This window comes from Streptomyces sp. NPDC030183, assembly GCF_055573455.1.
On sequence record NZ_JBVIBK010000002.1, the window covers coordinates 289,372 to 302,816 of the forward strand.

Here is a 13,445-nt window from a genome sequence, read left to right on the forward strand (position 1 = left end):
GGTGCGGTCCGCCTCCCGCTGGGCGTCGCGGCGCGCATCGGCCTCCGCCAGTCGGCGTATCCGGTCCGCGAGGGGGTCCACGCGGCGGCGCGCGGTGCGTTCGTACAGCCAGATCGCCAGACAGGTCACGGGCACCTGGAGCAGCCCTAGCAGCAGTCCCGTCGACAGTCCGCCGCTGACCGTGCTCGTCATGAACGACGGGGCGAACGCCGAGAGGGCCAGGAACAGCACGAAGTAGCCCAGCGCGGTCAGCGTCGCCACCCGCCGCTGCCAGCGGTACGCGCTCCGCAGCAGGCGCAGGTCGCTGTGGTGGTGCAGAAGGGGGTCGTCGGACGCGTCGGGCAGCGGCGGCGCGAGAGGGGGGTCGTACGGGGACGGGTACTGGGTCGGGTACGTGGGTGAGGACTGCTGGGCGTACGCGGACGGGGACGCGTACGCGGACGGGGGCGGGGGCGGGTACGAGGGGGCGGACTGGTGGGGTGGACGGGACGGGGGTCGGTGCGGGGGTGACGAGAACGGGTCGGTCATCCCTTGTCTCCTTGCGCGGCTCTGGTCCGGTGCCTGCGGACCGCAGGGAGCGGGGGGCGGGCGTGAACGCTACCCGCGGGTTCGGTTACGCGCGAGGGTTTCCGCAAACTGAGTGGTCGGTATGCGCTTTCTTCTGGGAACCCGTGCTGACCTGGGGTGTTACCCGGATTAACTCAGGCTTTTTCGCGGCCTCGGCTCAGTCCTTCAGCACCGGGAACCGGCGCGGCGCCACCACCAGTAGCACCAGCAGGGCCACCGTCGCCGCGCAGGCCGCGCCCAGGTACACCGCGTGGACCGCCTCCGCGACCGCGCGGCGGACCGGCTCCGCCGTCGTGCCCGCGTCCAGACCATGGGTCACCGCGTCGAGGTCGCCCGCACCGCCCAGGCGGGAGGCCAGGACGCCGTTCGCGACCGCGCCGAAGACCGCCGCGCCCAGGGTCTGGCCGGTCTGGCGGCAGAAGAGGATCGATCCCGTCGCCGTGCCCCGTTCCTCCCACCGCACCGTCGACTGGACGCCCACGATCAGCGGGAGCTGGAAGAGGCCCAGCGCGGCGCCCAGCAGGAGCATCAGCAGGGTCGGCTGCCACGCCTCGCCGGGGTACGGCAGGAACGGGAACGCGAACAGCAGCAGCGCCGCCGCCGCGATGCCCAGGATCGCCGTGTCCCGGAAGCCGATACGGCGGTACACGTGCTGGCTCAGGGCCGCCGACACCGGCCAGCTCAGCGTCCAGATGGAGACGACGAAGCCGGCGGCCACCGGGGCCAGGCCCAGGACGGACTGGGCGTAGGTCGCGAGGAAGACCGTCGGCGCCACCATCAGCAGGCCCAGCGCGGCCAGCGCCAGGTTCACGGCCGCGATCGTGCGCCGCCGCCACACCCAGCCGGGGATGATCGGGTCGGCCGCCCGGCGTTCGATGACGATCAGCGCCGCGACGAGGGCGACTCCCGTGCCCAGCAGGGTCAGTGAGGGCCACGACAGCCAGGCCCAGGCCACTCCGCCCTGCACCAGCGCCGTCAGCAGGGCGCCTCCGCAGGCGAAGACCGTCAGGGCGCCGGCCCAGTCCACCCGGGGCCGGGCGGTGCGCTCCCGGGCCGGCTCGTGCAGATGCCGGACCAGGAGCCAGAGGGCAGCGGCACCGAGCGGGAGGTTGATCAGGAAGATCCAGCGCCAGTCCGCGTAGGCGGCGAGGACGCCGCCCACTCCGGGGCCGGCCACCGCCGACACCGCCCAGACCGTGGACAGCTTCGACTGGATCCTGGGCCGCTCCTCCAGGGGGTAGAGGTCGGCCGCCAGCGTCTGCACCGTGCCCTGGAGCGCCCCGCCGCCCAGGCCCTGGACGACGCGGAAGGCGATCAGCGCGCCCATGTTCCAGGCCAGCGCGCACAGCAGCGAGCCCAGCAGGAACAGGGCCGCGCCCGCGATCAGCACCGGCTTGCGGCCGAAGGTGTCGGAGAGCTTGCCGTACAGGGGGAGGGTGACGGTGACGGCGAGCAGATAGCCGGAGAACAGCCAGGAGAAGACGGAGAAGCCGCCGAGGTCGGCGACGATCTGCGGGACGGCGGTCGAGACGATCGTCGAGTCCAGCGCGGCCAGGCCCATGGCCAGCATGAGCGCGGCGGTGACCGCTCCCCGTCTGCCGGATCCGGTGTGCCGTGCCGTGTCGCGGAGCGCGGGTCGCGTGTCGCCCACCGGATTCCTTCCCCCTGCATCTATCTGCCGGGCACCACCATGCCACTTGTCCCTCAAGCCACGGCAGGGTGCAACCTGACTGCATCGGAAGGCGGAGTCCGACCCTGAGACCGGCTCCACCTCTCGGTGGAGATCCCTTAGGGGTACCTCCGTACAACGGCCAGGGGTGGGTTCGTACCGCCGGAGGAAGAGGCGGACCTCTCCCCGTCCTTAACGTGGTCCTACGCCGCTGGGGGGCGGCGCGCCGGGACCACGGGGGTGGGGGCCGGAGCCCCGGGGGTGGGGTTTTCCCCAGCGGAAGACTGCGCCGAGCACCAGGGCGCCGGACACCCCCGGACGACCAGACTCAGGGCATCACCTCGTACCGCCGCGCATCCGCTGAGCGGCGGAACCACTTGCTGACGACATACCTGCTCACCGACACACCTGCTCACCGACATACCTACAGAACGACATAGGAGACATACCGTGACATCGGCTGTGACCATCACCAGGCACGGGGGCACTGGAGGGCGTACGGCCGTTGCCGCGCGGGCGCGGCAGGTCGTGAAGGCGTACGGGTCCGGCGAGACCCGTGTCGTCGCCCTCGACCATGTGGACGTGGACATCGCGCGGGGTCAGTTCACCGCGATCATGGGGCCCTCGGGGTCCGGCAAGTCCACGCTCATGCACTGCCTCGCCGGACTCGACACCGTGACGAGCGGTCAGATCCACCTCGACGAGACCGAGATCACCGGCCTGAAGGACAAGAAGCTCACGCAGCTGCGCCGGGACCGGATCGGGTTCATCTTCCAGGCGTTCAACCTGCTGCCCACACTCAACGCCATCGAGAACATCACGCTGCCCATGGACATCGCCGGGCGCAAGCCCGACAAGGAGTGGCTCGGCCGGGTCGTGGAGACCGTGGGGCTCGCCCAGCGGCTGAAGCACCGGCCGACCCAGCTCTCCGGCGGCCAGCAGCAGCGCGTCGCCGTGGCCCGGGCCCTGGCCGCGCGCCCCGAGATCATCTTCGGGGACGAGCCGACCGGCAACCTCGACTCGCGCGCCGGCGCCGAGGTGCTGGGCTTCCTGCGGCGCTCCGTCGACGAGCTGGGCCAGACCATCGTGATGGTCACCCACGACCCGGTCGCCGCCTCGTACGCCGACCGCGTGCTGTACCTCGCCGACGGACGCATCGTCGACGAGATGCACCAGCCGACGGCCGACCAGGTGCTGGACCGCATGAAGGACTTCGACGCCCGGGGGCGCACGTCATGAGCGTGATGAGAACGTCGATGCGCAACTTCTTCGCGCACAAGGGCCGGATGGCGCTGTCGGCCATCGCGGTCATGCTGTCGGTGGCGTTCGTCACGGGCACCCTGGTCTTCACCGACACGATGGGCACCACCTTCGACAAGCTGTTCGCGGCCACCTCCTCCGACGTCACGGTCTCCGTGGCCGGCGGTGAGGCCGACGAGGTCTCGCGGACCGGACGGCCCGAGTCCCTGCCCGCCTCCCTGGTGAAGGACGTGGCCGCCGCCGAGGGCGTCAAGTCGGCCGAGGGCGCCGTCTCCTCGATGGACGTGACCGTCGTCGACCGTGACAACAAGAACATGGGCTCCTCCACCGGCGCCCCCACCATCGCGGGCAACTGGACGAAGAACGACCTGCGTTCCATGGAGATCACCTCCGGGCACGCCCCGCGCGGCCCGACCCAGGTGATGGTCGACGCGGACACCGCCGACAAGCACGGACTGAAGCTCGGGGACGAGCTGCGCACCATCACCGTCAGCGGTGACGTCACCGCCCGGATCGTCGGCATCGCCTCGTTCAAGGTGACCAACCCCGGTGCCGCCGTGGTCTTCTTCGACACCACCACCGCCCAGCGCGGACTCCTCGGCGCCACCGACCGGTTCACCCAGGTCAACGTCGTCGCGGAGGCGGGCGTCAGCGACACCCGGCTGAAGCGGAACGTCAGCTCGGCCCTGGCGGCCCTCAAGGCCCGGGACGCGCAGGGTGCGAAGGGCGAGCAGGGCGGGCAGGGCGCGAAGGGGGCGCAGGAGGCGGCGTACCAGGTCCGTACGCAGCAGGAGACCGCCGACGCCAACCGCGGCGACGTCGACGAGTTCATGAGCGTCATCAAGTACGGGATGCTCGGCTTCGCCGGGATCGCGTTCCTCGTCGGTGTCTTCCTGATCATCAACACGTTCTCGATGCTGGTCGCCCAGCGCACCCGCGAGATCGGCCTCATGCGGGCGGTCGGATCCTCCCGCGGACAGGTCAACCGGTCGGTCCTCGTCGAGGCGACCCTGCTCGGTGTCCTCGGTTCGGTCGTCGGCGTCGGCGCGGGCATCGGCCTCGCGGTCGGCCTGATGAAGCTCATGTCGGCCGTCGGCATGGAACTGTCCACCCGCGACCTGACGGTGCACTGGACGACCCCGGCCATCGGCCTGCTGCTGGGCATCGTGGTCACGGTCCTCGCGTCCTATCTGCCGGCCCGCCGCGCGGGCAAGGTCTCCCCGATGGCGGCCCTGCGCGACGCCGGCACCCCGGCGGACGGCAAGGCCGGACTCGTCCGGGGCCTGGTGGGCCTGGCCCTCACCGGCGCGGGTGCCTTCGCGCTCTATCTGGCCGCCACCGCGGACCAGGCGAAGCAGGGCTCGCTGGTCCTGGCCGCGGGCATCGTCCTCAGCCTCATCGGCTTCGTCGTGATCGGCCCGCTCCTCGCGGGCGGTGTCGTGCGGGTGCTCAGCGTCGTGCTGCTGCGGGCCTTCGGCCCGGTCGGCCGGATGGCCGAGCGCAACGCCCTGCGCAACCCCCGCCGTACGGGCGCCACCGGCGCGGCCCTGATGATCGGCCTGGCCCTGGTCGCCTGCCTCTCCGTGGTCGGCTCCTCCATGGTGACCTCCGCCACCGCCGAGCTGGACAGGTCGGTCGGCGCCGACTTCATCGTCACCGCCGGCAACGGCGGCAAGCCCCTCAACCCCGCCACCGTCAAGGCAGTCGAAGGGGTCAAGGGCCTCGGCCACGTCACCCGTCTGAAGGAGGCACCGGCCAAGGTGACCGCGCCCGACGGCACCTCCGTGTCGGAGCAACTGCTCGCCGCGGAGCCCACCTACGCCGACGACCTGCGCCGCGAGACGGTCGCCGGTGACCTCGCGGCCGCCTACGGCGACGACGCGATGTCCGTCGGCTCCGAGTTCGCCGAGAAGGCGGGCCTGAAGGTCGGCGACACCCTGACCGTGGCCTTCGACGGGGGCCGCACCGCGAAGCTGAGGGTGGCGGCCATCACCTCCGACGACACGGGCCTCGACCAGGGCGCGATGTACACCAACCTCACGACCGTCGAGCGCTATGTGCCGGCCGAGCGGCTGCCGCTGGACACGGCCCTGCTCGCCAAGGCGGACGAGGGCAGCAAGGACCAGGCGTACGCCGCGCTCAAGACGGCCGTCGCCAAGGACCCCACGGTCCAGGTCATGGACCAGACCGACTACAAGCAGAACCTGAAGGACCAGGTCGGGCAACTGCTCAACATGGTCTACGGCCTGCTGGCGCTGGCCATCGTCGTCGCCGTCCTCGGTGTCGTGAACACGCTGGCCCTGTCGGTGGTCGAACGCACCAGGGAGATCGGCCTCATGCGGGCCATCGGCCTCTCCCGCCGCCAGCTGCGCCGCATGATCCGCCTGGAGTCCGTGGTGATCGCCCTGTTCGGCGCGCTGCTGGGACTGGGCCTGGGGATGGGCTGGGGCGCGACCGCCCAGCGACTCCTCGCCCTGGAGGGCCTGGAGGTCCTGGACATCCCGTGGCCGACCATCATCGGCGTCTTCGTCGGCTCGGCGTTCGTGGGCCTGTTCGCCGCCCTCGTCCCCGCGTTCAGGGCGGGACGGATGAACGTCCTCAAGGCGATCGCGACGGACTGACGCCGGCGCGGTAAGGAGCCGGGACGACCGGGCGGACCCGGCCCCTCGGACCGGTACGGGGGTCCCGCCCGAGGGGCTGTGCAACGGGGACGGCGGGGCGTGGGGAATGATCCCCACGCCCCGCCGGTTCTCGTCAGCCGGAGAGGCGGACGGCCTGGTAGTACTTCTTCGCCGTCTTCAGGCAGGCGGCCTTGGCCTTCGCGCGGACGGTCGGCGTCAGCGGATCGGCCCAGAACCTCTGTCCGCAGACACGGTTCATGTCGCCCAGAAACGCCTTGTCGATCCGCTGCTTGTGGGACCGCTTGAACGCGGCCTTGCCCGCGATCGTCTTGTAATTGCGGTATCCGAAGTCGTGCCGGTAGCAGGCGAACGAGAAGTCGTAGCCGCCCCAGAGCTTGTCCGGCGACGAATTGCAGTAGTTCGTGCTCCAGTTGAACTTGTACTTCGTGATCGCCGGCTTGTGCTTGCGGTGCTGCCCGAGCGCCGTGAACCAGTTGGTCTGGGAACCGGACGAGTTCCCCGTGAGAGTGCCCAGTTTCGAGAGCTTCTGCGCCTTGGTGACGCCGGCGACCGCCTGGGTGGACGCCCCGCCGTCCGCCGTGACGGGACCGGCGAGGGCGGGTGCGGCGCCGGTCAGCAGAAGAACTGCCGAAAGAGTGGCGCCGGGAATTACTCCGCGTAACGTGGTCATGGTTTTTCCCCGTTTCTGGTCGACTGCTTCCCGGAAGCGATCGCCACGGTGTCATGTCCACGGAGGGGTGCCAATTGTCCCTTGGTGCAGGGCGGAGGGCAGAGGGCAGGCGGTCACACGCGGCGCAGCAGTACATGTCCCTGGATGACGCCATCGAGTTCGTAGCGGTCCCGGGGATGCAGCTGACGGGCGTAACGGGGCACGTCCTTGACCCACCGCGAGGAGTTGTCGAAGACGATGTAGTCCGGGGCGAGGCCCTTGGTCCAGCCGATCCAGAAGACGCGGCAGCGTGACGTCAGACGGCTGATCGGGCCGATGTTGGACTCGACGGTGGCGCCGTCCGGGATCGTCGCCAGCAGCTTCTCCACGGCCACCACACGCTCCGGCACCCGGTAGGCGTCGGCTTCGGTGAGCGCCGACAGGGGCAGCGAGGTCGTCAGCGCCAGCGCCGCCGACGCGACCCCGGCGGGCAGATGGAACGCGTACGAGCGCAGCCACCGCCGGGGGCTGCGGCGCGCGGCCGGCAGCGCGTCGACGAGGGTGAGGAACACGATCGGCATCAGTACGGCGCTGTAGTGCCAGTTCGTGCCCCAGTAGTGGTCGTCGGACGACAGGAAACGCCAGCCCAGGGTGGGCAGGGCGGCGAGGAGGAGCGGCGAGCGCAGGGCGAGCAGCCCGGTGGTGGGGACCAGCAGCCACAGCAGGGTGCGGACCTTGGTGTCGAGGCCCTCGAAGGGGCCGGCCCCGCCGACCTTGCTCCAGTAGCCGTAGCCGCCGGAGGTGTGGAACGCCGGGATGATCATGGTGACGGTGACCAGCGCCGCGACCGCCCCGAACGACGCGACGGCGACGCCGAGGGCGACGTCGCGCTGCGAACCGTGCCGCCCGGCCCGCAGCACGACGAGCAGCGCGAGCGCCGCCACCGTGACCCCCAGGTCCTCCTTGACCAGCACCAGCGGCAGGGCCCAGAGCAGCGCCGCCCGCCATCGGTGGGCGAGCAGCGCCTCCAGGGAGAACCCGATCAGAGGTGCGGCGAAGCAGACCTCGTGGAAGTCGAAGTCCACCGCGCGCTGGAGCCCCCACGACAGCCCGTACGCCACGCCGATCGCGAGCCCCCGCGGCCGTCCCAGCCGCCGGGTCGCGGCACGTGTCACCGGCACCGCCGACAGGGCGAACAGCGCGGCCTGGGCGACGAGCAGCGTCACCGGCGAGGGGAAGACCCGGTACAACGGCGCGAGCAGCGCGGTGACCGGGCTGAAGTGATCGCCGAGCACATGGAACCCCGGCCCCTTGAGATCGACGACCGGCGTCCGCAGGTGCGCGTACGCGCGCACCGCCTGCTCGAATATCCCCAGGTCCCACGATCGTGTCCCCATGTTCCGGTACCGGCAGACGGACTCCGTCGCGTACGCCGCGAACAGGCCCACGGCCAGCAGATGGGGGGTGCGCCGCGCGAGGAACGAGCGCCGGTCGAGCGGCCGCGACGGCGCGGCCGTGACCGGCTCGGGTATACCGGGCGGGACGGAGGACGCCGGTGGTGACACGGTCGAGGACATCGGGACTCACGTTCATCGCGGGACTGCTGTGCGCCGAGCGCCCTACAGGGTAGGCGCACCCTCCGGACGAGGGGCGTGGAGCGAGGCGGTACGGAGGAAACCGGCCGCAGGCACCCATAGGGGCGCGGGGAACCGCGCGGGAAACCACGACGGTCCGCAGCCGAGCGAGCGCGGGAAGCCCCCTGCTTCATTGGGCGGGGCCCGGGGGGCCGGCCCCCGGCGGGGTCGAAGGGGCGCAGCCCCTGGGAGGGGACGGGTGAGCGCGGCGGGGCCGACTCCCTGACGGGGCCCGCCCCCGGTTGTCCACAGCCTCCGCACCACCCCCACCACCCGTCGTACCCTGGACACCCCCGGCCCCTCCCACGAGGTCGGGCGTTCGTGTTGCCCCCGCTGTACCCCAGCCGCAGCCTGACCCCCGGACGGGAAACGCCCTTCATGAGCCTCCACGGTCTGCTCGACGCCGTAGTCAAGGACGCCCCCCTCGCGGAAGCGATCAGGGCCGCGGCCGACGGCCACCGCACCCACGTCGACCTGGTCGGCCCCCCGGCGGCCCGGCCCTTCGCCGTCGCGGCCCTCGCCAGGGACGCCGGCCGCCCCGTACTGGCCGTGACGGCCACCGGCCGCGAGGCCGAGGACCTCGCGGCTGCCCTGCGCTCCCTCCTCCCCCCGGAGGGCGTCGTGGAGTACCCGGCCTGGGAGACCCTGCCCCACGAGCGCCTCAGCCCCCGCAGCGACACCGTCGGCCGCCGCCTCGCGGTCCTGCGCCGGCTGACCCACCCGCGCCCCGACGACCCGGAGACCGGCCCGGTCCAGGTCGTCGTCGCCCCCGTGCGTTCCGTCCTCCAGCCCCAGGTCAAGGGGCTCGGTGACCTGGAGCCCGTCTCCCTGCGCAGCGGCGAGAGCGCCGACCTGAACCGCACGGTCGAGGCGCTCGCGGCGGCCGCGTACTCCCGGGTCGAGCTGGTCGAGAAGCGCGGCGAGTTCGCCGTGCGCGGCGGCATCCTCGACGTCTTCCCGCCGACCGAGGAGCACCCCCTCCGGGTGGAGTTCTGGGGCGACGACATCGAGGAGATCCGGTACTTCAAGGTCGCCGACCAGCGCTCCCTGGAAGTCGCCGAGCACGGACTGTGGGCCCCGCCCTGCCGCGAGCTCCTCCTCACGGACGAGGTGCGGGGGCGCGCCCGCGCCCTCGCCGAACGCCACCCCGAACTGGGCGAACTGCTGGGCAAGATCGCCGAGGGCATCGCCGTCGAGGGCATGGAATCCCTCGCCCCGGTCCTCGTCGACGACATGGAACTCCTGATCGACGTCCTGCCGAAGGGCGCGATGGCGGTCGTGTGCGACCCGGAGCGGGTGCGCACGCGCGCCGCGGACCTGGTGGCCACCTCGCAGGAGTTCCTCCAGGCGTCGTGGGCGGCCACGGCCGGCGGCGGCGAGGCGCCCATCGACGTCGGCGCGGCCTCCCTGTGGTCCATCGCGGACGTCCGGGACCGGGCCCGCGAGCTGGACATGATGTGGTGGTCGGTGTCGCCGTTCGCCGCCGACGAGGAGCTGGACGGGGACACCCTCAAGCTCGGCATGCAGGCTCCCGAGACCTACCGCGGCGACACCGCGAAGGCGCTCGCCGACACCAAGGGCTGGCTCGCCGACGGCTGGCGCACGGTCTATGTGACCGAGGGCCACGGCCCCGCCTCCCGCACCGTCGAGGTCCTCGGCGGCGAGGGCATCGCCGCCCGTCTGGAGGCCGACCTCGGACAGATCGCCCCGTCGGTGGTGCACGTGGCGTGCGGCTCGATCGACTACGGCTTCATCGCCCCGTCCCTGAAGCTCGCCGTCCTCACCGAGACCGACCTCTCGGGGCAGAAGGCGGCCGGCAAGGACGGCACCCGCATGCCCGCCCGCCGCCGCAAGACCATCGACCCGCTCACCCTCGAAGCGGGCGACTACATCGTCCACGAGCAGCACGGCGTCGGCCGCTACATCGAGATGGTGCAGCGGACCGTGCAGGGCGCGACCCGCGAGTACCTGGTCGTCGAGTACGCCCCCGCGAAGCGCGGCCAGCCGGGCGACCGCCTCTACATCCCCACCGACCAGCTGGAACAGATCACCAAGTACGTCGGTGGCGAGGCACCCACGCTGCACCGCCTGGGCGGCGCCGACTGGACGAAGACCAAGGCGCGCGCGAAGAAGGCCGTCAAGGAGATCGCCGCCGACCTGATCAAGCTGTACAGCGCCCGCATGGCCGCCCCCGGCCACTCCTTCGGCCCGGACACCCCCTGGCAGCGGGAGCTGGAGGACGCCTTCCCGTACGCGGAGACGCCCGATCAGCTGACCACGATCGCCGAGGTCAAGGAGGACATGGAGAAGACGGTCCCGATGGACCGCCTGATCTGCGGCGACGTGGGCTACGGCAAGACGGAGATCGCGGTCCGCGCCGCCTTCAAGGCCGTCCAGGACGGCAAGCAGGTGGCGGTGCTCGTCCCCACGACGCTCCTGGTGCAGCAGCACTTCGGCACGTTCAGCGAGCGGTACTCGCAGTTCCCGGTCAGCGTCAAGGCCCTGTCCCGCTTCCAGACGGACACCGAGGCCAAGGCCACCCTGGAGGGCCTGCGCGAGGGCTCCGTCGACATCGTCATCGGCACCCACCGGCTGTTCTCCTCGGAGACCAAGTTCAAGGACCTCGGCCTCGTCATCGTCGACGAGGAGCAGCGCTTCGGCGTCGAGCACAAGGAGCAGCTGAAGAAGCTCCGCGCCAACGTGGACGTGCTGACGATGTCCGCGACACCGATCCCGCGAACCCTGGAGATGGCGGTCACCGGCATCCGGGAGATGTCGACGATCACCACGCCCCCGGAGGAACGCCACCCGGTCCTGACCTTCGTCGGCCCGTACGAGGAGAAGCAGATCGGCGCGGCCATCCGCCGTGAACTGCTGCGCGAGGGCCAGGTCTTCTACATCCACAACCGGGTCGAGTCGATCGACCGCGCCGCCGCCCGGCTGCGCGACATCGTCCCCGAGGCACGGATCGCGACCGCGCACGGCCAGATGTCGGAGCAGGCCCTGGAGCAGGTGGTCGTCGACTTCTGGGAGAAGAAGTTCGACGTGCTCGTCTCCACGACGATCGTGGAGTCCGGCATCGACATCTCCAACGCCAACACCCTGATCGTGGAGCGCGGCGACACCTTCGGCCTGTCCCAGCTCCACCAGCTGCGCGGACGCGTCGGCCGAGGCCGGGAGCGTGGCTACGCGTACTTCCTCTACCCGCCGGAGAAGCCGCTCACGGAGACCGCCCACGAGCGCCTGGCCACGATCGCCCAGCACACCGAGATGGGCGCGGGCATGTACGTGGCGATGAAGGACCTGGAGATCCGAGGCGCGGGCAACCTCCTCGGCGGCGAGCAGTCCGGCCATATCGCGGGCGTCGGCTTCGACCTATACGTCCGCATGGTCGGCGAGGCGGTCGCGGACTACCGGCGGCAGCTGGAGACGGGGGAGATCGAGGAGGAGCCGCCGCTGGAGGTCAAGATCGAGCTGCCGGTCGACGCGCACGTCCCGCACGACTACGCGCCCGGCGAGCGGCTCCGCCTCCAGGCGTACCGGGCCATCGCCTCCGTCAACAGCGAGGCCGACATCGCCGCGGTGCGCGAGGAACTCGTCGACCGCTACGGCAAGCTGCCGGAGCCGGTGGAGAACCTGCTGCTGGTGGCCGGGCTGCGGATGCTCGCGCGGGCCTGCGGGGTCGGCGAGATCGTGCTCCAGGGCAACAACATCCGCTTCGCGCCGGTGGAGTTGAGGGAGTCGCAGGAGCTGCGCCTCAAGCGCCTCTACCCCGGGACGGTCATCAAGCCGGCCGTCCACCAGGTGCTGGTGCCCCGCCCGAAGACCGCGAAGGTCGGCGGCAAGCCGCTGCTCGGGCGGGAGTTGCTGGGGTGGACGGGGGAGTTCCTGGCTTCGATTCTGGGGTCGTAGGTGTGGGGGTAGGTGCGGCTGCGGGCGGTCGGCTGTCGGTGGTGGGCTGCGGGGTGTGGCTGTCGGTGGTGGGCTGCGGGCGGTCGGCTGTCGGTGGGGGGCTGCGGAGGGCTGCGGGCGGTCGGCTGTCGGTGGTGGGCTGCGGAGGGCTGCGGGCGGTCGGCTGTCGGTGGTGGGCTGCGGAGGGCTGCGGGCGGTCGGCTGTCGGTGGTCGGCTGCGGGGTGCGGCTGTCGGTGGTGGGCTGCGGGGCGCGGCTGCCGGTGGTCTGCTGGGGGGTACGGCTGCCGGGCGTAGGTGCGGCTGCCGTGTGCGGCTCTCGGTGTGGGGTGCGACTTCCCGTGGCCGTGGCCGTGGCCGTGTCGTTGGCGGAGGCCGTCGCGTCGGCGGTCACTGCCCTGCGGGCCGGGGCCGTCGCGCCCGCGGTCACTGCCCCGTGGGCGGGAACATCAGCTCCGTGGCCGTGCGGAAGACGTCGTCCGGGTCCTGGTCACCGACCACCGCGTCGAGGTTGTGGCTGAGGAGCAGCGTGGCGAAGCCGTGGGAGAGGGACCAGGCGGCGATGCCGGCCAGCCGGGGGTCCGCCTGAGCGAACTCGGGGCGGGCGGTGGCGACCGCGACGCGCAGCCGCTCGCCCGAGAGGGCGCGGGCGGTGGTCAGTTCGAGGTCGTCCTCGCGGAGCAGCTCCGGCCGGAACATCACCTGGAAGTGGGCCGGGTGCTCCCGGGCGAAGCGGACGTAGCGGACGCCCGCGTCCCGCAGGTCGCCGGCCTCGGTGAGCGCGGCGGCCAGCAGGGCGTGACCCTCCGCCGCGATCGCCGTGAGCAGTCCCGTGCGGTCCTTGAAGTGGTGCGCCGGAGCCGCGTGCGAGACGCCCGCGCGGCGGGCCAGGTCCCGGAGGCTGAGCGCGGAGGGTCCGTCGGCGGCGATGACGTCGAGCGCGGCACGGAGGATCGCGCGCCGTAGATCGCCGTGGTGGTAGGGCCGGTCGGGACGAGCAGGCCGAGCGGGCCGAGCAGGGCGATCGGGCCGGTCGGGGCGGTCGGCGTCGTTGGTGGGGCTGCTGCGGGGCATGGGGTCAGCGTACGCCCAATCTTGTCGTTGACAAGTTCGT

At 71.8% G+C, this 13,445-nt stretch carries 7 protein-coding genes and 1 pseudogene; 3 read left to right on the top strand and 5 right to left on the bottom strand.

What is annotated here, in order from left to right; genetic code table 11:
• Positions 1–15: 15 nt before the first annotated feature.
• Both ACZ4Z2_RS04175 and ACZ4Z2_RS04180 read right to left on the bottom strand, forming a co-directional pair.
• A pseudogene (locus ACZ4Z2_RS04175) lies at positions 16–528 on the bottom strand (DUF485 domain-containing protein); the annotation flags it as partial.
• Between the two features lie 196 nt (positions 529–724).
• Positions 725–2,218 carry an MFS transporter gene (locus ACZ4Z2_RS04180; RefSeq protein WP_468072138.1) on the bottom strand — a complete coding sequence of 498 codons (1,494 nt, stop codon included), beginning with the start codon at positions 2,216–2,218 and terminating at the stop codon, positions 725–727.
• 468 nt (positions 2,219–2,686) lie between these two features.
• Between ACZ4Z2_RS04180 and ACZ4Z2_RS04185 the strand changes: the two genes are divergently transcribed.
• Positions 2,687–3,475, top strand: coding sequence for an ABC transporter ATP-binding protein (locus ACZ4Z2_RS04185; RefSeq protein WP_468072140.1), 789 nt, complete (start codon positions 2,687–2,689; stop codon positions 3,473–3,475).
• Positions 3,472–6,117: an ABC transporter permease gene (locus ACZ4Z2_RS04190; RefSeq protein WP_468072142.1), complete on the top strand. Its 2,646-nt coding sequence runs from the start codon at positions 3,472–3,474 to the stop codon at positions 6,115–6,117. Before ACZ4Z2_RS04185 ends, ACZ4Z2_RS04190 begins: the two co-directional genes overlap by 4 nt.
• Before the next feature lie 133 nt (positions 6,118–6,250).
• Here the strand turns inward: ACZ4Z2_RS04190 and ACZ4Z2_RS04195 are convergent, their stop codons facing one another.
• Both ACZ4Z2_RS04195 and ACZ4Z2_RS04200 read right to left on the bottom strand, forming a co-directional pair.
• Positions 6,251–6,808, bottom strand: a complete 558-nt coding sequence (locus tag ACZ4Z2_RS04195) for a phospholipase A2 (RefSeq protein ID WP_468072144.1) — start codon at positions 6,806–6,808, stop codon at positions 6,251–6,253.
• Between the two features lie 113 nt (positions 6,809–6,921).
• Positions 6,922–8,364 carry a DUF2079 domain-containing protein gene (locus ACZ4Z2_RS04200; RefSeq protein ID WP_468072145.1) on the bottom strand — a complete coding sequence of 481 codons (1,443 nt, stop codon included), beginning with the start codon at positions 8,362–8,364 and terminating at the stop codon, positions 6,922–6,924.
• 435 nt (positions 8,365–8,799) lie between these two features.
• On the opposite strand from ACZ4Z2_RS04200, the gene mfd reads away from it, so the two are divergent.
• Complete coding sequence (gene mfd, locus ACZ4Z2_RS04205) at positions 8,800–12,333, top strand: transcription-repair coupling factor (protein ID WP_468072147.1); 3,534 nt, start codon at positions 8,800–8,802, stop codon at positions 12,331–12,333.
• 424 nt (positions 12,334–12,757) lie between these two features.
• On the opposite strand, the gene ACZ4Z2_RS04210 is transcribed toward mfd, so the two are convergent.
• On the bottom strand, positions 12,758–13,405 hold the full coding sequence (locus tag ACZ4Z2_RS04210) for a TetR/AcrR family transcriptional regulator (protein WP_468072149.1): 648 nt from the start codon (positions 13,403–13,405) through the stop codon (positions 12,758–12,760).
• Positions 13,406–13,445 lie beyond the last annotated feature (40 nt).

Excerpts from the sequence above, each read along its gene's own strand:
- ACZ4Z2_RS04190 (WP_468072142.1), top strand. The coding sequence starts at position 3,472 with ATGAGCGTGATGAGAACGTCGATGCGCAACTTCTTCGCGCACAAGGGC.
- ACZ4Z2_RS04195 (WP_468072144.1), bottom strand. The coding sequence starts at position 6,808 with ATGACCACGTTACGCGGAGTAATTCCCGGCGCCACTCTTTCGGCAGTT.
- ACZ4Z2_RS04200 (WP_468072145.1), bottom strand. The coding sequence starts at position 8,364 with ATGTCCTCGACCGTGTCACCACCGGCGTCCTCCGTCCCGCCCGGTATA.
- mfd (WP_468072147.1), top strand. The coding sequence starts at position 8,800 with ATGAGCCTCCACGGTCTGCTCGACGCCGTAGTCAAGGACGCCCCCCTC.
- ACZ4Z2_RS04210 (WP_468072149.1), bottom strand. The coding sequence starts at position 13,405 with ATGCCCCGCAGCAGCCCCACCAACGACGCCGACCGCCCCGACCGGCCC.